Raw genomic sequence first — 21,288 nt, 5'->3', positions numbered from 1 at the left:
TATGATAATTGAAATACCCACAAGGGGAAATCGTGGAAGGAGTTTAGACTGTGTTTGAAGACAAATTTGGCCCGGAAGGACTTACCTTTGACGATGTTTTACTTGTTCCCGCCAAGTCGAATGTACTGCCCCGCGAGGTAGAAGTCGGCACCAGATTGACTAAAAACATCGTATTAAATATCCCCATTATCAGTTCAGGAATGGATACCGTCACCGAGACCCGTATGGCCATTGCCATGGCCAGGGAAGGCGGCTTGGGGGTTATCCATAAAAATATGTCCATCGAACGGCAGGCCAATGAAATTGATAAAGTGAAGCGTTCCGAACACGGTATTATTGTTGATCCAATTTTTTTAGCGCCTGACGATACCTTGCAGGCGGCCCATGATTTAATGGAGAAATATCATATTTCGGGAGTGCCGGTTACGCAGAAAGGCAAATTGCTCGGCATTCTGACCAACCGTGATTTGCGGTTTGAAACCGACTTAACCCGTAAAATTCATGAGTGTATGACCTCGGAAAAGCTGATTACCGCACCGGTGGGAACATCACTGGAAGCGGCTAAGGAAATCCTGCGCAAACACCGGATCGAAAAATTGCCTTTGGTGGATGCCAAGGGCAGTCTCAAAGGACTCATTACCATCAAAGACATTGAGAAAAACCAGAAGTATCCGAAATCTGCCAAGGACGGCAAGGGCCGACTCCTGGTAGGAGCAGCTGTTGGCGTAGGAGCGGATATGATGGAGCGTGTGGCTGCGATTGTCGCCGCCAAAGTAGATGTCATTGTGGTGGATACAGCCCATGGCCATTCTCTCGGAGTTCTCGAGGCCGTGAAAAAAATTAAATCCTCCTACCCTCAGGTGGATTTAATCGCCGGCAATGTGGCCACAGCGGAAGCAACCGAAGATTTGATTGCGGCCGGGGCTGACGCCATCAAGGTGGGGATTGGACCGGGATCGATCTGTACTACCCGGGTTGTTGCCGGCATTGGCGTACCGCAGATTACCGCAGTTTATAATTGCGCTGCTGCGGCCCGCAAAAAGGGGATTCCTATTATTGCCGATGGCGGCATTAAATATTCCGGCGATATTTCCAAGGCGATTGCTGCCGGCGCCAATGTAGTGATGATCGGGAATCTGCTTGCCGGCACCGAGGAAAGCCCCGGTGAAACTGTTATCTATCAAGGGAGAAGTTATAAAGTATATAGAGGCATGGGCTCCCTGGGCGCTATGGCTGAAGGCAGCAAAGACCGTTATTTTCAGGAAAACATGGACAAGCTGGTGCCGGAAGGGATTGAAGGGCGGGTCCCCTATAAAGGCTCAGTTGCGGACACGCTGTTTCAGCTGATTGGAGGACTTAGAGCGGGCATGGGGTATTGCGGCGTGCGCACTATTGACGAATTAATTACGAACACCCGCTTTATCCGCATTACCGGCGCCGGACTAAAAGAAAGCCATCCTCATGATGTGATTATTACGAAGGAATCTCCGAACTACAGTTTATAATATGTTACAGAACAGGGTGCCGCAAAACGTTTTTAGAAACGCATGCGACACCCTGTTTGTTTTACCAGGCAGGCGGCGTTCTCAAATCCACCACCCGGAACTGGAACCCTTCTTTTTTTAAATATTGGATGATAACCGGTAATGCCTTGAAGGTTTCGGTCTGACTGGGGCCGTCATGCAGCAGAATGATCGCCCGGTTCCATAAAGCCCGATTTCCCATCTGGTAACAAACGTTGGCGATAATTTGACTGGCAGTGGCCTTGGAAGCGTCGTCGGCATTGATATTCCAGCCAATGTCCACATAACCGTTATCTTTAATGGCTTGCCAGTATTTTTGGTTAAAATGCCCGACTGTGCCGCCCGGGGCCCGGGTGATCCGAGGGCGAACTCCGATGATTTTTTGGATGAGCTCATCAGTCCGCTGCAGTTGATTGAGATAATCTGCCGGCGATTTGTATACTTCACGGTACGCGTGATTATAAGTATGATTGCCGATGGCATGGCCTTCCTCGTAGATTCGCTTCAGGATGGCAGGGTATTTTTCCACCTGTACGCCCAAGACAAAAAAAGTAGCGGGGACATGCTGCTCTTTTAGAATGTCCAAAATAATATCAGTATGCACATAGGGCCCGTCATCCAGGGTCAAATATACCACTTTCTCGCCATAAAACGGAGGTATCTCCGGTAAGGTTAAAGGTAATTTCCTGGCTTTGCGTTCCACAACCGTATATCGGTCAAATACCGGCTTATTTGCATCATCGGGTTGAGTCAGAACAGCATCATCCAATAGATGGGCAGGCGGGTTTAGCCGTAAGAAAGGCAAATGTTTTTTTCCCTGTTCGTGTTCGACGGAGGGGGTTATATCCTGCGTTTGCACCGTCTCCTGAAGAGTAGGTTGTTGGGTGAATATCGCCAAGAGAAAACCTGTACAGACAGCTGCAATCAATCCAATCAGACACCATGTTTTGGCAATTTTCGTCATTTCAATAGCTCCTAACTGCAAATTCACCTGGCAGCGATAATGGTGCATCTTGTACGATAGTAATAATTAGATAAAGTTCCTGGCTATTCCTGCGTGAAAAATATCCAATTCAACCGGACATACTAGAAATAAGGAGGAGGAGATGTTTATGAGACGGAGGGTCCAGGAATATATTTCTACTCTTCTTATTGGTACAATTGCAGTTTCCCTAATTTCTGCCGGTTGCAGCTTTTTGGGAATTCCTTCGGCGAATAATCTGAATGAATTACAATTTGTGGAAGCCACTCAGGTATACGATATTCACGGGAATCTGATTGCCAAATTATTTGAAGAAAACCGGGTTGTAGTCTCGTTGCAGCAAATTTCCCCTTACATCCCTCAGGCACTAATCGCCAATGAAGACAGCCGGTTTTACAGCCATATCGGCATTGATCCTATAGGAATTCTAAGAGCTGTATGGGTCAATATCAGGAGCGGCGGCATCGTAGAGGGAGGCAGCACAATTACCCAGCAGTTGGCCAGAAACATGTTTTTAACTCAGGAGCAGACTTTAACCCGTAAAATAAAAGAAGCAATACTGTCATTAATGATCGAACGCAAATTTACCAAACAGGAAATCATGCAAGCTTATTTGAACCAGGTTTATTTTGGAGAAGGCGCTTATGGAGTAGAGGCAGCCGCTCAAGTTTATTACGGTAAAAGCGCCGGCGATTTATCTCTGGCTGAGGGGGCACTTTTGGCCGGTATTATCCGGGGTCCGAATATCTATTCACCCTATATTGATATGGACGCAGCGCAAAAAAGGCGGTCAGTCGTATTATCCGGCATGGGAAAGGCCGGATTCATCTCCACTGAACAAATGAAAGAAGCGGATGCTGAACCTATTGTCCTGGCAGGGAAAAAAAAGCGGACTGTTCAAGCGTCTTATTTTCTCGACTATATCGCCCAAGACCTGGTGGGAAGATACGGAGCGAATCGGGTTTACAAGGGCGGACTGAAAATCTATACCACCCTGGATATCCAAATGCAGCAGGTGGCAGAAGGTGTACTAGGTCAGTACCAAGGCGCTGTTTTGATCATGGATCCCCGTAACGGGTATATTAAAGCAATGGTTGGCGGGAGAAATTATGCCGAAAGTCAAATCAACCGGGTAGTTTCGGAGGTCCGTCAACCCGGATCGGCATTTAAGCCCTTCGTCTATACCGTAGCGCTGCAGCAAGGCTATGCAGCCAATTCTGTCATGACGGATGAAGCCATTAATATTAACGGATACCAGCCTCAGAATTACGATAAAAAATATATTGGCTCAACCACGCTCAAGAAAGCATTGCGTCTGTCTATTAATGTGATTGCAGTAAAACTGGCGCAGCAGGTGCAAATGTCGAATGTATTGGATCTGGCCAAACGAATGGACATCACTACCTTAGTGCCTCAGGATAATAATCTGGCTTCGGCTTTAGGCGGATTAACCCAGGGAGTCAATTTAATGGAGGTGACAACGGCCTATACGGCTTTTGCTAATTCCGGCATATTATCCAAGCCTATTGCGATTTTGCAAGTTTTGGATGAAAACGGGCAGGTCCTGGAACAGAGTCAGATTATACAAAAACCGGTACTGGAGCCGGCCATTGCCTATATTATTACTGATATGCTTCAATCTGTTCTGCAGAAAGGCACCGGAATGGGGGCCAACCTGGGCCGGCCGGCTGCCGGGAAAACCGGTACCACCGATGACGCCAAAACTGCCTGGTTCATCGGTTATACTCCCGAATTGTTAGCTGGAATCTACATTGGCAACGATGACCGTAAGTCAGTAGGCATAACCGGCAGCCATGTAGCCATCATGTGGGGGCAGATGATGGCTAAGATTGTAGCGGGAACTCCGGTGGAAGATTTCACATTACCTCCGGATGTGATCGCCGGGGTGCCGGTTTGCACCGACTCCGGGCATTTGGCCAGCGGCAAGTGCAAGGAAGTGGAGTACAGCGCTTTTGTAAAAGGCACTGAACCGAAAGCGTTTTCTCCCCCCCGCAAGCGATCATTCAGAGAAGATATCCCCCAGCCGGCGCCACAGCAGCCGCAAGAAAAAAGGAAGCCTGTCTGGCGGCTTCCATGGCTAAGATTGCCGGGATTCTAATCTTGTGCTACAATAATGTTAGAGCCTGTATTTCTATTGAACGCTGAGGGAGAATAATGACTACTGCTGATCCATCTGTTTTGGGAATCAAAATTCATGCAGTCACTAAGGAAGAAGCTCTAGAAAGATTGGAATGGTATATTAAAAGCCGTACACCTCATTTGATTGCCACAGCCAATGCGGAAATGGTTATGTTCGCGCAAAAAGACAGAGACCTGGCCGATATACTGAATGCCGCCGATCTGATTGTTCCTGACGGAGCAGGTGTGGTATGGGCCGCACGGCATCGAGGGTTTCATGTACCGGAGAGGGTTACCGGCTATGATCTGACTCAGTCGCTTTTACATAAGGCCAGTCTTCATGGTTACCGGGTATTTATGCTTGGCGCTGCCCCGGAGGTGATTCTAGCAGCCAAACACAAAGCAGAAAGACTTTATCCCGGCATTCAAATCGTCGGCATCCACCATGGCTTTTTCTCTGCTGCCGATGAAGGTCGGATCATTGATCAAATTTGCAATGCGGTGCCGGATGTGTTGTTGGTTGCGTTAGGAGTGCCCAAACAGGAAAAATGGCTTTACCGCAATCTCCAAAAGTTACAAGTCCCGGTATGCATGGGAGTGGGAGGCTCTTTTGATGTCATGGCCGGGTCTGTACCCAGGGCGCCTGAATGGATGCAGCGGGCAAACCTGGAATGGTTTTTCCGGCTGCTGCGTCAGCCCCAGCGGATTGGAAGAATGATGGCATTACCACGGTTTGCCATCCGGGTTCTCGTCAAAAATCGTTAGACAAAATAAACTGCCTATATTATAATAATTTGAGAAAATATAGGGCTTGGGCAAGTTTTCACTACTTGTCTTTTGTTTTTATTGCTGTTGTAAATTACGTTCTCGTAGCATGCGGTTAGCTTCAGGAGGTGGATGGATGAAACAAGCTCTTATTGTTAAAGAGGGTTATGTATATATTGCGGCCTTGGTTTTTATAACAATTGCCGTCGGAGTGATCATAAATCCGTATTGGAGCATTATTCCCGGCGTCCTGGCAGCTTTTGTAACATTCTTTTTTCGTAACCCTAAACGGTCTGTTCCTGACAAAGATGATTTAATATTGTCGCCTGCTGATGGCAAGGTGATGAGTATATCGGAAGTCTTTGAAGACCAGTTTTTAAATTGCCAGGCCGTTAAAATCAGCATTTTTTTGTCTGTTTTTGATGTACATGTAAATCGCAGTCCGATTGCCGGGGATATAAAATTCCAGCAATACACCTGCGGCCGATTTCGTCCGGCGTACAAAGAATCGGCAGGATGTGAAAACGAGCGGCATTCCATTGGTCTGGACAATGGAACGTTTCGTATTTTGGTTACCCAGGTAGCCGGCATTCTGGCACGACGAATTGTATCATGGGTTACAATTGGCAGTATTTTAAAACAAGGTGAGTGTTATGGATTGATTAAATTTGGCTCTTGCACTGAAGTTGTGGTTCCGACAAACGTAACGATATGTGTACAAAAAGGTGACCGTGTTCGCGGCGGCGAAACTGTCATTGGGAGGGTTGTTAAATGAGAAGCTGGATCCCCAATGGTCTAACTGCTCTTAATTTGGTGTTTGGCGTATTTTCCATTCTATATACTTTTCACGGTGAGTTGCGTCTAGCGGCGATTTTGATTGTGGCAGCCATGGTAGCTGACGGTATGGACGGACGGGTTGCCCGCTATATGAAAATAAGCGGCGACTTCGGTAAAGAACTGGATTCCCTGTGTGATTTGGTTTCTTTTGGCGTTGCTCCTGCCTTCTTAGGTTATGTATTTTTCTTACATAATTTCGGCGGAATGGGTATGCTTGCGGGGGCTGTTTTCGCTACCTGCGGCGCCATGCGGCTGGCTCGGTTCAATGTGAATACCACGACGGTGAAAGGCTATTTTATGGGCCTGCCGATTCCTGCTGCCGGTTGTGTTGTCGCCACCTTGGTGATGACCGGAATACACCCGGAAGGATGGTGGTTTCCGGCCTTGATCTTAATCGTCGCTTATCTGATGGTTAGCACTGTGAAATATCCCGATTTTAAGGGAAAAGACGGTGCAAAGATTCATACGGTACCGGTCGTTATTACAGTAGCATTGTCCGTCTATCTTTTCTATCTTTTCCATTCTGTAAATCTGTTTGTGCCGTTTTTTGCCTATGCCCTATTCGGGATATTAAATACTATATATAGCATCTTCGCCCTTAAATAGATAATGTTGTGATTTCCATACAATAATAGAAAATGTATCCTTGCGAGGCATGGAAGGATACTTATTTTTTTGTGTGGTTATATTAAACATAAAGTTGTTGGGTAAATAATATAAAAAGCAGTTGTCTATCCTAAAAGGTATTCGTATAATATAGGTTGGAAGAATAAGGATTTCTAACCGGGATTCCCCGGTTAGAAAAACAGGAAATAAAGGAGTAGTCCCGATGAATTACATCTTTGACTATATTATGATTCCCATGCAGCTTATTATCGTGTTTTTCACGTTGTACTACTTTACCTTGGCTCTTTTTGGCATCTTTCAAAAGAAAGAGCATAAAACAACGATCCCGGAAAAAAGTTTCGCTGTTATCGTGGCAGCTCATAATGAATCCCGGGTAATAGGCCAGCTTTTGGAAAACTTATTTGTCTTAAACTATCCGCGGCATCTCTACGACGTATTTGTTATTGCCGATAATTGCACGGACAATACGGCGGATATTGCTCGTAAAAACCATGCCATGGTGTACGAGCGGACCAATCTGGAGCAACGCGGCAAAGGCTATGCCTTGGAGTGGGCATTTTCCAAACTGTTCGCTCTGGAGCGAAAGTATGATGCAGTGGTGATCTTTGACGCCGATAATCTGGTTCACCCTAATTTTTTGCTGGAAATGAACAGTAAGCTCTGTAAAGGCGAAAAGGTCATTCAGGGATACCTTGATGCAAAAAATCCGTACGATACCTGGATTGCCGGAACATTTGCCTTGTCTTTCTGGCTGGTGAACCATATTTGGCACTTAGCGAAAAATAATTTGGGATTATCCAGCGCCTTAGGCGGGACAGGCATGTGTATCGCTACCGACGTATTGTATCGATTTGGCTGGGGAGCAACTTGTTTGACTGAGGACCTGGAATTTTCCATGAAGGTATTATTAAAAGGCATCCGGACCACTTGGGCCCACGAAGCAATCGTTTATGACGAAAAACCTCTGACGCTGAAGCAATCCTGGCGGCAGCGCAAACGGTGGGCGCAAGGACATTTTGACGTGGCAGGCCGTTACATTCCCCTTTTGCTGTATGAAGGAATCAGGCAACGCAATATCGTCATCCTCGATGGTGTATTGCACCTTTTACAGCCTCATTTTTTGATACTGTCGACCTTTTTTGTCCTGTTGAGTTATCTATACCATATTGAGCCTTTTTATACGAATATATTGTTTATGGTTCTGCCGATTGAAGTATGGCGGATTATTGCCGTAGGCCAATATGTGTTTCCGCTCCTTATTTTATTGAAAATACGGGCCAAGTTTAAATCATGGCTGTATCTCATCCTGTATCCGTTGTTCGTATATACCTGGATTCCCATTACCTTCATCGGATTTTGGCATAGAAATGACCGTGTCTGGAGCCACACTCAGCATACCAGAAGCCTTAGTTACCGGGATGTAATGTTTGCTCAGGATAATTTCGGCAAAGACGAGATGCTGGGTAAACAAATTATTAAATGAGTTTACTAGTTAATCCTATTGCAGGCCGTCGAGAAAGTCTCAGATGCTAGGCATCCCAAAGAAGTGTGCAGACAGTACGTTCAAAGGTACTATGACAGCGCTCCCTGGGAACACAGCGCCAATGAGGCTTCCGGCGGCCTGGTCCGTTAGAAAACCGTTTGATTATACAGTTAAGGGAGGTACTCTATTGCGCATTCTATTGACGAATGATGATGGGATTCACGCTGCCGGAATCCGATCTCTATGGGCTGAGTTGGCTCAAATTGCTAACGAATTGTTTGTAGTTGCCCCGGATGCGGAACGTAGCGCCTGCAGCCAGTCTATAACCGTTCATCAGCCCATCCGGGTAGACAAATTCCCGGTTGAAAATCAGTCTAATGTGCAGGCTTGGGCCATTGCGGGAACCCCTGCAGATTGTATTAAAATTGCTCTGGAAGCTTTAAACCTGGAACCGGATCTTATTGTATCAGGTATCAATCACGGTCCCAATCTGGCTACTGATGTGCTTTATTCCGGTACGGTGAGCGCTGCGATTGAGGGGGCACTGCATGGTATACCTTCGGTAGCGGTATCGTTGGCTGGCCGCAATCCGTCAGACTTTACTCCTGCGGCGCGATTCATTGCAAAGTTTGTCCCCACTATGGCCGGACATGCTTTACCGCCCAATACATTACTCAATGTGAATGTGCCCGATCTACCTCAGGCAGATATCCAAGGAGTCCGGGTTACCAAACTGGGAAGCATCGCTTATGAAAACGTATTTGAAAAGCGGCAAGACCCCCGGGGGAGAGTTTATTATTGGATGGGCGGCAGCCTGGTTTACGGTGATAACGAATCTGACAGCGATGTGACGGCCGTGCAGTCCGGATATATTTCCGTCACTCCGGTGCATTTTGATTTGACAAACTATACAATCATGAACATGATCAGGGACTGGAAAATAGAGTTGAATTGATGTTCTTTTGAAATACTGTCATAAAATATCATGAATAGGCCATGACTCGCATACATTTAAGTAAAACACCCTGGGGAGTGAGTCGTATGGCCAAACCGGCGAAATATAGAAAAATAAGTCCGCCAGCCGTAAGACCGATTCAGATGATAGGGCTTATTATACGCGGCTTATTGGTTGGTTTATGCATATCCCTGTTCTTTACCCTGCTATTTTCGCTGGTAACACTGGCGAGTGATACAGTATACATAAGTCAGTATACTCATCATATAATGGTCGCAGTCAATATTGTCAGCATCTTTATTGGCAGCGTTTACGCCTCAAGGAAGGCCCAGTCAAAAATACTGCTGGTAGGTATCACGGTTGGCGTTTTGTATGTGTTTTTTTCAATCCTGGTTGGCATGCAGTTGAATGGGGAGACCATAGCATTGTCTGTTTTTCTCAATAAGATTTTTACCGGAATAGCGGCCGGGGCGCTAGGGGGTGTCATTGGTCTTCATCTATCCTAGTAAACCGGCCCGATGCAGGGGAGCGTTCTGTGCTGAATGCTCCCCTGCATGTATGTTTAGTCTGGGCTGAGTCAAACTATTTTTAACGGTATTTCAGACAATTTTATAGCAGCAGCAGGGATATATACCTGGGTTGCGAATAATTTAATTATTATACTTCGTCATTACGACCAGCAAAGGAGGTACCCATGGTTAAAATTGCAATTATTGGCGGCACTGGTGTTTATGACCCCCGGATATTGAACAATGTATACCAAGACGAAATTGTTACCCCTTATGGCACAGTCCAATTGAAGGTAGGAGAATATGTCGGGAGAAAAGTGGCATTCATACCGCGCCACGGCAGTTCCCACTCCATTCCGCCGCATTTAATCAACTACCGGGCTAATATTTGGGCTATGAAACAATTAGGGGTTGAAAATATCATTTCCACCACGGCAGTCGGATCCTTGAACCCGGCGATGAAACCGGGCGATTTTGTGGCGGTGGATCAGTTCATAGACTTTACCAAAGGACGCATCAGCACATTTTACGAAGGCGGCGAACGGGGAGTTGTACACGTAGATGTGACGAACCCGTACTGCCCTTCCGTCCGTCAGGATGTTTTTCAGGCGGCAAAAGCCATAGGTATTAAGGTTCACCAGACGGGAGTGTATGTCTGCACCGAAGGGCCCCGGTTCGAGACTCCTGCCGAGATCTCAATGTTCGCCAAATTAGGAGGGGACCTGGTGGGAATGACCAATGTGCCGGAAGTGGTTCTGGCGCGGGAAGCTGAAATGTGTTACTGCACCATCTCCATGGTGACAAATTTTGCTGCCGGGATATCCGAATCGCCTTTAACTCACGGGGAAGTGCTGGATACCATGCGTTCCAATACCGAAAATATCAAACAGCTGATTTTGGCGACGATTCAGCGGATGGACTTATCCCGGAATTGTACCTGCCGTCAGGCTCTCCGCGAATTCGGCGGGTTTCAGTTATAATTCATCATCTTCATTCAATGAGAGAGTCAGGTGAAAGAGTGCAGTCCATCAAATGGTCTAACGGCCGCTTAACCTTATTAAACCAAACTCTGCTGCCGGGGATAGTAGACTATATCGAATGTGGGGATTATCGCCGGGTAGCAGAAGCTATCCGGCGGCTGGAAGTCCGGGGGGCGCCGGCGATTGGCGCGGCTGCTGCTTTTGGTCTGGTGCTGGGTGCCCGCGAATTGGCCGGTCAATCCCTGGATTTTCGGGAGGCCTTGCGTCAAATCGCAGATGAGTTGCGCCAGACCCGGCCAACTGCCGTGAATTTATTTTGGGCGATTAACCGGATGTTGTCGGCAGCAGACAAGGCTCCTTCAACTGTATCCCCGGTAGAACTGTTGGCCTTACTGGAACAGGAAGCCCTGCGCATTATGGAAGAAGACAGAGAGGTGAACGGCCGGATTGCCCAGCATGGCCTGGTTTTATTCCCCCATGCCGTAGAGGCTGTCTTAACCCACTGCAATGCAGGCGCTCTGGCTACTGTTGATATCGGTACGGCCCTTGGCGTGATCAGGCAAGGATGGCAGGCAGGAAAATTCAAACGGGTTTTTGCCGATGAGACCCGGCCTCTGCTGCAGGGCGCCAGGCTTACAGCCTGGGAATTGAAGGAAGACGGCATTCCGGTGACCCTCATTACCGACAGTATGGCCGGCTGGGTCATGAAACAAAAAAAAGTGGCAGCGGTCATTGTCGGAGCGGACCGGATTGCAACGAACGGCGATGTGGCCAACAAAATCGGCACTTATTCCGTGGCAGTTCTGGCCCGTCAGCATGGGATTCCCTTTTATGTGGCGGCGCCGGTTTCAACCTTTGATTTTTCCATAGCCGGCGGCGATGAGATCCCGATTGAGGAACGCAATCCTCAGGAAGTGACTGCTATAGGCGGAACCTTGATAGCGCCGGACGGGATTGACGTTTTTAACCCGGCCTTTGATGTTACGCCGGCTGAGTTAGTCAGCGCGATTATTACCGAGCGGGGCGTTTTACGTCCGCCCTATGGTCCGGCCATCCGATCATTACGAAAGTGAAAGGTGGAAGAAAATTGGATTCTATAGTTCGCGATATGAAATTAGCCCCTCCGGGACACGATAAAATCAACTGGGTAAAAGAACATATGCCGGTGTTGAACCAGTTGAATGCCGAATTGGGACATTCCAAACCCCTTGCCGGGAAACGCCTGGTTATTACCATGCACCTGGAAGCCAAAACAGCTTATCTGGGTATTGTTTTAAAAAATGCCGGCGCCAATGTGGCTGTGACCGGAAGCAATCCATTATCCACCCAGGACGATGTAGCCGCCGCGCTGGCCGAACATGGCGTCCAGGTTTATGCCTGGCATAACACCACGGCGGAAGAGTATGAGCGTTTCCTGCATAAAGCCCTGGATATCAAACCGGACATCGTCATTGACGACGGGGGAGATCTGGTTTCCTTATTGCACGGCGAACGGTCCGAATTAGCTGCCAATATTCTGGGAGGCTGCGAGGAAACCACCACTGGGGTCATGCGCCTGCGTGCCTTAGCCGGTGAAGGCAAATTAAAATTCCCGATGATGGCTGTCAATGACGCATACTGCAAATATCTGTTCGATAATCGTTATGGCACCGGCCAGTCCACCTGGGACGGCATTATGCGGACCACGAATCTGACTGTGACCGGCAAGACTGTTGTGATTGCCGGCTACGGCTGGTGCGGCAAGGGAGTGGCCATGCGGGCCAAGGGCCTGGGGGCCAACGTGCTGATTACCGAAGTAGACCCGATTAAAGCGATTGAAGCTGCCTTTGACGGTTTCGGGGTGACCGATATGGGCGATGCCGCCAAACGAGGTGATATTTTTATCACTGTGACCGGTTGCAAGGATGTTATCCGTGAAGAACATTTTAAGGTGATGAAATCCGGCGCTATTTTGGCCAATGCCGGACATTTTGATGTGGAAATCAATAAAAACGATTTAAATAAACTGGCTCACTCCCGACGCGTGGTGCGTAAGAATATCGAGGAATTCGCTCTGGCGGACAGGAAACTATATTTATTGGCGGAAGGGCGTCTGGTGAATCTGGCAGCCGGCGACGGACACCCCACTGAAATCATGGATTTGTCATTTGCCGTCCAGGCTTTATCCGTTCTGCACATTCTGGCGAACCATCGCGAAATGTCTGGTCAGGTCTATCGTGTACCCTATGAGATTGACCAGAAAATCGCAGCGCTGAAGCTGGAAGCCATGGGAATTCGCACTGACCAGCTGACCCCGGAGCAAAAACATTATCTGTCTCATGCGTAAATAGATTCCCGGAAAGGAGGAGAATGATTTGACAAAGCTATTATTAAAAGGCGGGGAGGTCCTGCTGCCAAACGGTCAGGTGAAACAAGCCGATGTGGCGATAGAGAATAATGTTATTGCCTATGTTGACGATATTCCGCAAACCTGGCAGCCTGAAAAGACGATTCACTGCAGTGACAAACTGATTGCTCCCGGTTTGGTTAATACCCATACCCATGCGGCCATGACCCTGTTTCGCAGCTATGCCGACGATATGGCCTTAATGGATTGGCTGCAGAAAAAAATTTGGCCGGCTGAGGCCAAACTCGTCGCTCAGGACGTATATTGGGGGACCATGCTGGCCATTGCCGAAATGCTGAAATCAGGCACAACGACCTTTGCCGATATGTATTTTTTCATGGACGAAGTGGCTAAAGCCGTTGACCAAAGCGGCATCAGGGCTGTTTTATCCCGGGGAATGTCAGGAGTCACTCCTACCGCCCAGCAGGCGCTGACCGAAAGTGAAGAATTTTTCCGCACCTTTCATGGTTTTGCCGACGGCCGGATCACAGTCATGTTGGGGCCCCATGCCCCCTATACCTGTCCGCCGGATTATCTGAAAAAGGTGATTAGCTTGGCGGAAAAATTAGGAGCGCAGATTCATATTCATTTATCAGAAACAGAGGGTGAAGTTCTGGACTGTCTGAAAGCATACGGTAAGTCACCGATTGCCCTGATGGAAGAACTGGGCCTCTTGGGGCATGGCGTGCTGGCCGCCCACTGCGTGCATGTTTCCGCCGAGGATATCGCAATCATGCAGCGTCATAAGGTACGCGTAGCCCACAATCCGGGCAGTAATATGAAACTGGCCAGCGGCGTGGCGCCGGTTCCGGCCATGCTGGCTGCAGGACTGCCAGTAGGGTTGGGAACGGACGGGGCTTCCAGCAATAATAATTTGGATATGCTGGAAGAGCTGAGACTAGCTGCCTTATTGCACAAAGTACACGAACTGAATCCACTGCTTGTCCCGGCTAAAACAGCAGTGGACATGGCCACAGCAATGGGAGCGCAAGCAGTTGGCCTGGAAGATGCCATAGGCAGTATCCAGAAAGGGTTTAAAGCCGATCTTGTGATTTGGAATATGCATAACCTACGCTGGTGCCCGCGTCATGATAGAATCTCTTTATTAACATACTCCGCCAGCGCTCAGGATGTTCATACCGTTATTGTCAACGGTCATATTGTAGTTGATAACCAAAAGCTGGTGACCATTGACGAAGAAAAACTCTTATTTGAAGTGCAGCAACGGGGCATGCGGCTGGTGCGTGACCGTTAGTTTGGATGATTGGGAGGGATGAAAATTGTACCCTATACTAGAAAAACGAGAATTGTCGCCCAGTGTAAAACTTTTTGTGGTACAGGCGCCGGCCATCGCGAAAAAATGCCAGCCCGGCCAATTTATCATTTTACGCATGGACGAAGCCGGAGAACGGATTCCCTTGACCATTGCCGATTTTAATCGGCAAAAAGGCACCATCACCCTTATTTTCCAGGAAGTCGGCTGCTCCACCCGCCATCTGGGACGATTAGGCGCCGGCGACTCCATTCTGGACGTAGCTGGTCCCCTGGGACAAGCCACCCACATTGAAAAATTCGGTACCGTCGTCTGTATTGGCGGTGGTATCGGCGTAGCTCCTGTCTATCCAATCGCCCGGGCCTACCATGAGGCCGGCAATAAGGTCATCTCTATTATCGGCGCCCGCAATGCCGAACTGTTAATCATGGAAGACGAAATGCGCCAAGTCAGCGAGAGTCTGCATATTACCACCGACGACGGCTCCAAAGGGCGAAAAGGCCTGGTTATTGACCCTCTGAAAGAACTGATCGCAGCCGGAGAAGACATCCGTCTGGTCATGGCCATCGGCCCGGTCATTATGATGAAAAGCGTGGCGGAAGTAACCCGCCCCCATAGCATTAAAACCCTGGTCAGCTTAAACCCCATCATGGTCGACGGCACCGGAATGTGCGGTGGCTGCCGGGTCAGTGTTGCCAATAAAAATAAATTCGCCTGTGTGGACGGCCCGGAATTTGACGGACATGAAGTCGACTTCGTCGGATTAATGGCCCGGCAGCGTATGTACCATGAAGCAGAGCGGATCGAACGGGAAGCGGGGAGTTGCTCATGCCATCACTAAGACATAAAATGCCGGAACAATCGGCAGAAAAAAGACGCTCCAACTTCAGCGAAGTCGCTTTAGGCTATACCGCCGACACGGCCCAGGCCGAAGCCAGCCGCTGTCTGCAATGCAAAACATCCCCCTGCCGGCAGGGCTGCCCGGTGGAAGTCAACATACCTGCCTTTATCAAACATATCAAAGACGGTCAAATGGACGCCGCCATTCAGGAAATCAAGCACAAAAACAATCTGCCGGCTGTATGCGGCCGGGTCTGTCCTCAGGAAAATCAGTGCGAAAAGCATTGTGTACTGGCGAAAAGAGGACAATCTGTAGCCATTGGCCGGCTGGAACGCTTTGCCGCGGATCATGGCCAAACCCATGACAATGGAGCCCATCCTGCCCTCAAAGAATCCCTGGGCAAAGTAGCCGTCATTGGTGCCGGACCTGCCGGATTAACCGCTGCCGGTGATCTGGCCGGCCTGGGATACCAAGTAACCGTATATGAAGCCCTCCATGCGCCCGGCGGCGTCTTAATCTACGGCATTCCCGAGTTTCGTCTCCCCAAAGACATCGTCCGCAAAGAAATCGACTCCCTGAAACAAAAGGGAGTCACTATAGAAGTTAATGCCATCGCCGGTAAAACCTTCACCATTGACGAACTGATTTCAGAGCAAGGTTTTGACGCCGTATTTATCGGCACCGGAGCAGGATTGCCCCATTTCATGGATATTCCCGGCGAAAACCTGAATGGAGTCTATTCCGCTAATGAATTCTTAACCCGGGTCAACTTAATGAAGGCCTACCAATTCCCTGCCACAGCCACGCCGGTTCATGTCGGTAAAAACGTGGCAGTTGTCGGCGCCGGCAATGTAGCCATGGACGCAGCCCGCACCTCTCTCAGGCTGGGAGCGGAAAATGTCTATATCGTGTATCGGCGGTCGGAAGATGAAATTCCCGCCCGGTCAGAAGAACTGGAACATGCCAAAGAAGAAGGCATTCAGTTTCACCTGTTGACAGCCCCGGTTAAAATCAACGGCAACGACAAAAATTGGGTCACCAGCCTGGAATGTATCAGAATGCAGCTGGGCGAACCGGACCAATCCGGCCGGCGGCGTCCCCTCCCCCTTGAAGGGTCCAATTTCGAACTGCCAGTAGACACCGTAATTATGGCCATCGGTCAAGGTCCCAATCCCTTGGTGCAGCAGACCACCCCCGGTCTGGCGGTCAATAAACATGGCAATATCACAGCCGATGAAGCAGGCTTCACCTCCAAAGAAGGTGTCTTCGCCGGCGGCGACATTGTAACCGGCGCCGCTACCGTCATCCTGGCTATGGGGGCAGGCAAGAAGGCGGCTGCTGCCATTCACGACTATGTGCAAGGCAAGAAAGCCCGAAATCATGGATAAGGCTGTACTATGAAGCTTGGAAGGGGATAATGCCATGCGGGCTTTGAATTTCTATTCTGCTGAATATCACAGTCAATTGGTATGTCGCCGCAAGAAGTGCACAATCCGCTTGGGAGACAAAACCGATAAATATGGTGAAGGAGATATTGTCTGGATTACGGTTGGTCCCAGATTTGGGCCACGACGCAAAATTTACACCGCAGTAATTGACCGGATCCTGTTTAAGCCCATCTCTCAATTAACCCTAGAAGACCTGCAGGGAGAAAACCCCGACATTTCCAAAGTCGACGATGTCATGGCTTTTTTGGAATCCATGTACGAAAAGACTCTTGCATCCAGCGATAAAGTAACAGTAGTATACTTCTCCGAAATCCTGGAATAGCAGGACTAGGTGTGAGTTCATATCTGAAAGGAGACAAATAATATGACAACGAATAAAGTATCTGTAGGAGTTTCCGGCAGACACGTTCATGTTTCGAGGGAACATCTGGATGTGCTGTACGGACAGGGTTACCAGCTCCAGCCGATGAAAGACTTGTCACAGCCAGGACAATATGCTGCCAAGGAATTGGTTGATCTCGTCACGGAAAAGGGCACCTTTAAAAACGTCCGGATTCTGGGACCGGAGCGTAAGCAAACCCAGATTGAGCTTGCTCTGACGGATTCCATTAAACTGGGAATCAACCCGCCGGTCAGAGACTCAGGCGATCTGAAAGGGTCGCCGGGCCTGACCATTAGCGGGCCCAAAGGTCAGGTTACGATCACTGAAGGAGTCATTATCGCCGGCCGCCATATCCATATGACACCTGATGACGCCGCAAAATTTGGTGTGAAGGATAAGGATATTGTAAAAGTAAAAACCGGCGGTCCACGGGCTGTCATTTTCGATCAGGTTCTGGTGCGGGTCAACCCGGCCTATTCCCTGGAACTCCATATTGACACCGACGAAGGTAATGCAGCAATGCTGAAAAACGGTGAAATAGTCGAAGTCATAAAGTAGGCCTTTTACTGTAACATATAAGGAGTCGTATATGGCATGATAATTCTGTAGATTATCATGCCATGTTTTTATTGATATGTTATTTTGTACTCATTCTCTTTGAAAGAGGATTTTATTGGAGGCTGTTGAATAGAATAGTATATATTCAGAACACTGTTCTGTCTATGGAAACGGAGGTGCGTCTTTGATAAAACCTGGATCACCTTATCCTTATATTGTAGCTTCTGTAGACAGAGCACTGGAGCTTCTGCTTATCCTGGGAAGGAATCCTCAGGCTATGGGAGTGACTGAACTCGGCAAATTGCTGAACGTTCAGAAAAGTACTGTCCATAGTTTATTGCAAACCTTATTGGCAAAAGGCTTTGTACAACAGAATGAAGCGGGACGCTATATGCTGGGGTTGCGTTTGATGCACTTGGGAACCCTGTGCTCCGAACGGATTGATATTAAGATGATTGCGCGTCCTCTGATGATTGAGTTAGCGCAGCAAACCCAGGAAATCGCTATGCTGGCCATCCTGTCCAGAGAAGAACTGATCATCATTGAAAAGGTAGAACCGCAGCGGCCTTTTTTCATCATACCTAAGTTTGATTTCTCGATCACCCTGCACAGTACGGCAATGGGGAAGCTGCTGTTGGCTAATGCGGACGAGTCTGTTCAAGCAAGAGTGTTGGAACGGGGAATTGCCCAATATACAGCTTATACCATAACTGACCGGCATGTGTTAGAGCAGGAATTAACCAAAGTACGCTGCCAGGGGTTTGCCATGGGCTGTAATGAAACCATTGAAGGAATTACCTGTATCGCCGTTCCGGTATATAACGCGGGCGGAGAGGTTACAGCCGCCCTTTCGGTCTCCAGCGCCAGTTCCACCATGAATGAGCAAAAACGCAAATCCATCCTGCAAATCCTGCGGGAGAAGGCCCGCTCCATTTCCGAAGGTCAAGGATATCCGGCAGTTGACTAAAAGAAGGAGGAACCCAAAATGCCAAAACCTGTATTTACAGATGAAAGATGTAAAGGATGTGAGCTGTGTACCAGAGTGTGTCCCAAAAAAATTATCGTAATGTCCAATCGTTTCAACAGCAAAGGCTATCGCTGTTCATCCTGCTCAGATGAGTCTCAGTGTATCGGTTGCATGCTTTGCGCCCGAACCTGTCCTGATTTGGTGATCGAAATTCATAAGTAGGGAGGAGTGATTTATATGGCTGAAAAAGTATTGATGAAGGGAAATGAAGCCATAGGGGAGGCGGCTATTGTCGCCGGCTGCCGGCATTACTTCGGCTATCCTATTACGCCGCAAACCGAATTGACTGAATATATGGCGAAGCGCATGCCGCTGGTGAACGGAGTTTTTTTGCAAGCCGAAAGTGAAGTGGCTGCGATTAACATGGTTTACGGAGCGGCAGGCGCCGGGGCCAGAGTGATGACTTCCTCTTCCAGTCCCGGATTCAGTTTGAAGCAGGAGGGTATTTCCTATGCTGCCGGCGCGGAACTTCCCTGTGTCATTGTCAACGTCATGCGGGGAGGCCCGGGATTAGGCAGCATCCAGCCAGGCCAGGCCGACTATTTCCAATCCACCAAAGGCGGTGGTCATGGTGATTATCGCAACATCGTTTTAGCTCCTAACTCAGTGCAGGAACTGGTAGATGTTACGGTCCTGGCGTTTGACCTGGCTGATCAATATCGCAATCCGGTGCTGATTCTCGGCGACGGCGCGTTGGGGCAAATGATGGAACCGGTCGAATTCAAGGCCAGTCAAAGCAAAGCCCCGGAAAAGCCCTGGGCAGCAACCGGAATGAAAAAGCGCAGCCAGCCCAATGTCATTAATTCCCTTTACTTGCAACCGGATGCATTGGAAAAACATAATATCCGTTTGCAGGAAAAATATTCCTTGATCCAAAAAAATGAAATTCGCTATGAACAGTTGATGACCGAAGATGCGGAACTGGTCCTGGTAGCCTATGGCATCACTTCGCGCATTGTTCGTTCCGCCATGGAGAAAGCGCGGAAAAACGGCATGAAAGTAGGCTTGTTCCGACCTATTTCCCTCTGGCCTTTCCCGGAAGAAGCGCTGCAGCGAATTGCTTCACGGGTTAAGATGCTGCTGACGGTTGAGTTAAGCGCCGGTCAAATGGTAGAAGATGTCCGGCTGGCGGCTAATGGACAGTGCCCCGTTTACTTCTTTGGCCGTACCGGCGGCATAATTCCCAGCCCGCAAGCTGTTTATGATCAAATCGTAACTACTTATAAAAAAGGAGGCAAATAAAAATGGCGGAAGTTTTGTTTGCCAGGCCTAAAGCTCTGCTTGATGTGCCATTCCACTACTGTCCGGGCTGCCATCACGGCATTATTCATCGCTTAGTTGCTGAAGTCATCGATGAATTGGGCGTGGGAGAAATAACCATCGGCGTAGCGCCGGTAGGTTGTTCTGTCCTGGCTTATGAGTATTTTAACTGCGATATGCTGGAAGCCGCTCATGGTCGGGCACCGGCAGTAGCCACCGGCGTAAAGAGAGTTCATCCGGACGCAGTGGTCTTTACCTATCAAGGTGACGGAGATTTGGCAGCTATTGGCTGTGCTGAAATCGTTCATGCTGCCGCCAGGGGTGAAAAAATCACCACCGTGTTTGTAAACAACGCCATCTACGGTATGACCGGCGGACAAATGGCGCCCACTACCCTGATTGATCAGGTGACCAACACCTCTCCCTATGGCCGGAAAAGTGCCGAGGCCGGCCTGCCGATCCGTATGTGCGAAATGCTGTCCACCCTGGACGGTGCCAAATACATCACTCGCGTGGCCATCAATAACGCTGTCAATATGGCCAAAGCCAAAGCTGCCATAAAAAAGGCTTTTGAACTGCAATTGTCCGGCGCGGGCTTTTCCATGGTGGAAGTACTGTCCACCTGTCCTACCAACTGGGGAATGACCCCTCTGGAAGCTTCTGATTGGCTGGAAAAAAATATGATCCCTTATTATCCGCTGGGGGTCTATAAGTCGCCGGAAGGAGGTTCTAAATAATGACACACGAAATGATTATCGCCGGCTTCGGCGGCCAGGGTATCATGGTAATGGGACAGTTATTAACCTATGCCGGCATGCTGGAAGAGAAAAATGTTTCATGGATTCCCTCCTACGGTCCGGAAATGCGGGGCGGCACCGCAAACTGCTCAATCATCGTAGCGGACGAACCCATCGGTGCTCCCATTGTTTCGGAATCTTCCGCTGTGGTGGCGATGAACCTGCCTTCCCTGGATAAGTTTGAGTCAACCCTGCGGCCTGGCGGCATTCTGATTATTAATAGCTCTCTGATCGATAAACAAGCCCAAAGGACGGATATTAAGATTTTTCGCGTTCCGGCCAACGACATTGCCAATGAATTGGGCAATGCAAAAGTGGCTAATATGGTGGCTCTAGGTGCCTTAGTAGCTGCCACCAAGGCTGTTGACACTGAATCAGTAGTCAAAGCCTTCGCCAAAATGTTTGCTAAAAAGCCGGAATTGCTGGCTATTAACAAAACAGCGATTAACCGTGGTGTTGAGCAGATTCATTAATTGTGTCAACCAGGCATTGATACAAAAAACTACCCATTTCAGG

Annotated in this window: 22 protein-coding genes; 21 read left to right on the top strand and 1 reads right to left on the bottom strand. The window is 48.7% G+C overall.

Going from position 1 to position 21,288, the window contains the following annotated elements:
- Nucleotides 1-50 precede the first annotated feature (50 nt).
- Nucleotides 51-1,505, top strand: a complete 1,455-nt coding sequence (guaB, locus tag ALO_RS18690; RefSeq protein ID WP_004099258.1) for an IMP dehydrogenase — start codon at nucleotides 51-53, stop codon at nucleotides 1,503-1,505.
- A 61-nt stretch (nucleotides 1,506-1,566) separates the two neighbouring features.
- On the opposite strand, the gene ALO_RS18685 is transcribed toward guaB, so the two are convergent.
- A complete protein-coding gene (locus tag ALO_RS18685; RefSeq protein ID WP_004099256.1) occupies nucleotides 1,567-2,487 on the bottom strand; it encodes a polysaccharide deacetylase family protein in 921 nt (306 codons plus the stop codon).
- A gap of 148 nt (nucleotides 2,488-2,635) precedes the next feature.
- Here ALO_RS18685 and ALO_RS18680 point away from each other — a divergent pair, with 148 nt between their 5' ends.
- The 20 genes from ALO_RS18680 to ALO_RS18590 all read left to right on the top strand — a co-directional run bounded on the left by ALO_RS18680 (nucleotide 2,636) and on the right by ALO_RS18590 (nucleotide 21,245).
- On the top strand, nucleotides 2,636-4,624 hold the full coding sequence (locus ALO_RS18680; RefSeq protein WP_004099255.1) for a transglycosylase domain-containing protein: 1,989 nt from the start codon (nucleotides 2,636-2,638) through the stop codon (nucleotides 4,622-4,624).
- 56 nt (nucleotides 4,625-4,680) lie between these two features.
- Nucleotides 4,681-5,409 carry a WecB/TagA/CpsF family glycosyltransferase gene (locus ALO_RS18675; protein WP_004099254.1) on the top strand — a complete coding sequence of 243 codons (729 nt, stop codon included), beginning with the start codon at nucleotides 4,681-4,683 and terminating at the stop codon, nucleotides 5,407-5,409.
- Nucleotides 5,410-5,545: 136 nt separating this feature from the next.
- Nucleotides 5,546-6,184: a phosphatidylserine decarboxylase family protein gene (locus ALO_RS18670; protein ID WP_004099253.1), complete on the top strand. Its 639-nt coding sequence runs from the start codon at nucleotides 5,546-5,548 to the stop codon at nucleotides 6,182-6,184.
- Nucleotides 6,181-6,852 (top strand): CDP-diacylglycerol--serine O-phosphatidyltransferase, encoded by a 672-nt coding sequence (gene pssA / locus ALO_RS18665; protein WP_004099252.1) that lies wholly within the window; start codon nucleotides 6,181-6,183, stop codon nucleotides 6,850-6,852. Before ALO_RS18670 ends, pssA begins: the two co-directional genes overlap by 4 nt.
- Nucleotides 6,853-7,075: 223 nt before the next feature.
- A complete protein-coding gene (locus ALO_RS18660; protein WP_004099251.1) occupies nucleotides 7,076-8,356 on the top strand; it encodes a glycosyltransferase family 2 protein in 1,281 nt (426 codons plus the stop codon).
- 187 nt (nucleotides 8,357-8,543) lie between these two features.
- The gene (gene surE / locus ALO_RS18655; protein WP_004099250.1) at nucleotides 8,544-9,311 is read left to right on the top strand and encodes a 5'/3'-nucleotidase SurE; all 768 of its coding nucleotides are present in this window, start codon (nucleotides 8,544-8,546) and stop codon (nucleotides 9,309-9,311) included.
- Nucleotides 9,312-9,397: 86 nt separating this feature from the next.
- A complete protein-coding gene (locus tag ALO_RS18650) occupies nucleotides 9,398-9,817 on the top strand; it encodes a TIGR04086 family membrane protein (RefSeq protein ID WP_004099249.1) in 420 nt (139 codons plus the stop codon).
- A gap of 188 nt (nucleotides 9,818-10,005) precedes the next feature.
- Nucleotides 10,006-10,800, top strand: a complete 795-nt coding sequence (gene mtnP / locus ALO_RS18645; RefSeq protein WP_004099248.1) for an S-methyl-5'-thioadenosine phosphorylase — start codon at nucleotides 10,006-10,008, stop codon at nucleotides 10,798-10,800.
- 38 nt (nucleotides 10,801-10,838) lie between these two features.
- Entirely contained in the window at nucleotides 10,839-11,873 is a 1,035-nt protein-coding gene (mtnA, locus tag ALO_RS18640; protein ID WP_004099247.1) for an S-methyl-5-thioribose-1-phosphate isomerase, read from the top strand.
- A 14-nt stretch (nucleotides 11,874-11,887) separates the two neighbouring features.
- Nucleotides 11,888-13,126: an adenosylhomocysteinase gene (locus ALO_RS18635; RefSeq protein WP_004099246.1), complete on the top strand. Its 1,239-nt coding sequence runs from the start codon at nucleotides 11,888-11,890 to the stop codon at nucleotides 13,124-13,126.
- Nucleotides 13,127-13,154: 28 nt separating this feature from the next.
- Nucleotides 13,155-14,441 carry an amidohydrolase gene (locus ALO_RS18630; RefSeq protein ID WP_004099245.1) on the top strand — a complete coding sequence of 429 codons (1,287 nt, stop codon included), beginning with the start codon at nucleotides 13,155-13,157 and terminating at the stop codon, nucleotides 14,439-14,441.
- 25 nt (nucleotides 14,442-14,466) lie between these two features.
- Nucleotides 14,467-15,300: a sulfide/dihydroorotate dehydrogenase-like FAD/NAD-binding protein gene (locus tag ALO_RS18625; RefSeq protein WP_004099244.1), complete on the top strand. Its 834-nt coding sequence runs from the start codon at nucleotides 14,467-14,469 to the stop codon at nucleotides 15,298-15,300.
- The gene (gene gltA, locus ALO_RS18620; RefSeq protein WP_004099243.1) at nucleotides 15,288-16,688 is read left to right on the top strand and encodes an NADPH-dependent glutamate synthase; all 1,401 of its coding nucleotides are present in this window, start codon (nucleotides 15,288-15,290) and stop codon (nucleotides 16,686-16,688) included. Before ALO_RS18625 ends, gltA begins: the two co-directional genes overlap by 13 nt.
- Nucleotides 16,689-16,722: 34 nt before the next feature.
- Entirely contained in the window at nucleotides 16,723-17,070 is a 348-nt protein-coding gene (locus ALO_RS18615) for an ASCH domain-containing protein (RefSeq protein ID WP_004099242.1), read from the top strand.
- Between the two features lie 42 nt (nucleotides 17,071-17,112).
- Nucleotides 17,113-17,688 (top strand): phosphate propanoyltransferase, encoded by a 576-nt coding sequence (gene pduL / locus ALO_RS18610; protein ID WP_004099240.1) that lies wholly within the window; start codon nucleotides 17,113-17,115, stop codon nucleotides 17,686-17,688.
- 184 nt (nucleotides 17,689-17,872) lie between these two features.
- Nucleotides 17,873-18,655, top strand: a complete 783-nt coding sequence (locus ALO_RS18605) for an IclR family transcriptional regulator (RefSeq protein WP_004099239.1) — start codon at nucleotides 17,873-17,875, stop codon at nucleotides 18,653-18,655.
- A gap of 18 nt (nucleotides 18,656-18,673) precedes the next feature.
- A complete protein-coding gene (locus tag ALO_RS21580; protein ID WP_004099237.1) occupies nucleotides 18,674-18,877 on the top strand; it encodes a 4Fe-4S dicluster domain-containing protein in 204 nt (67 codons plus the stop codon).
- 15 nt (nucleotides 18,878-18,892) lie between these two features.
- The gene (locus tag ALO_RS18600) at nucleotides 18,893-19,957 is read left to right on the top strand and encodes a 3-methyl-2-oxobutanoate dehydrogenase subunit VorB (RefSeq protein WP_004099234.1); all 1,065 of its coding nucleotides are present in this window, start codon (nucleotides 18,893-18,895) and stop codon (nucleotides 19,955-19,957) included.
- Between the two features lie 2 nt (nucleotides 19,958-19,959).
- Nucleotides 19,960-20,712: a thiamine pyrophosphate-dependent enzyme gene (locus tag ALO_RS18595; RefSeq protein WP_004099231.1), complete on the top strand. Its 753-nt coding sequence runs from the start codon at nucleotides 19,960-19,962 to the stop codon at nucleotides 20,710-20,712.
- Nucleotides 20,712-21,245, top strand: a complete 534-nt coding sequence (locus tag ALO_RS18590) for a 2-oxoacid:acceptor oxidoreductase family protein (RefSeq protein WP_004099229.1) — start codon at nucleotides 20,712-20,714, stop codon at nucleotides 21,243-21,245. The genes ALO_RS18595 and ALO_RS18590 overlap by 1 nt, the downstream gene beginning before the upstream one ends.
- Nucleotides 21,246-21,288 lie beyond the last annotated feature (43 nt).

The sequence above is a fragment of the Acetonema longum DSM 6540 genome (assembly GCF_000219125.1).
GTDB classification, from domain to species: Bacteria; Bacillota; Negativicutes; order Sporomusales; family Acetonemataceae; genus Acetonema; species Acetonema longum.
The sequence above is the reverse complement of the archived record's forward strand: the minus strand, read 5'-3'. Positions and strand labels throughout refer to the sequence as shown.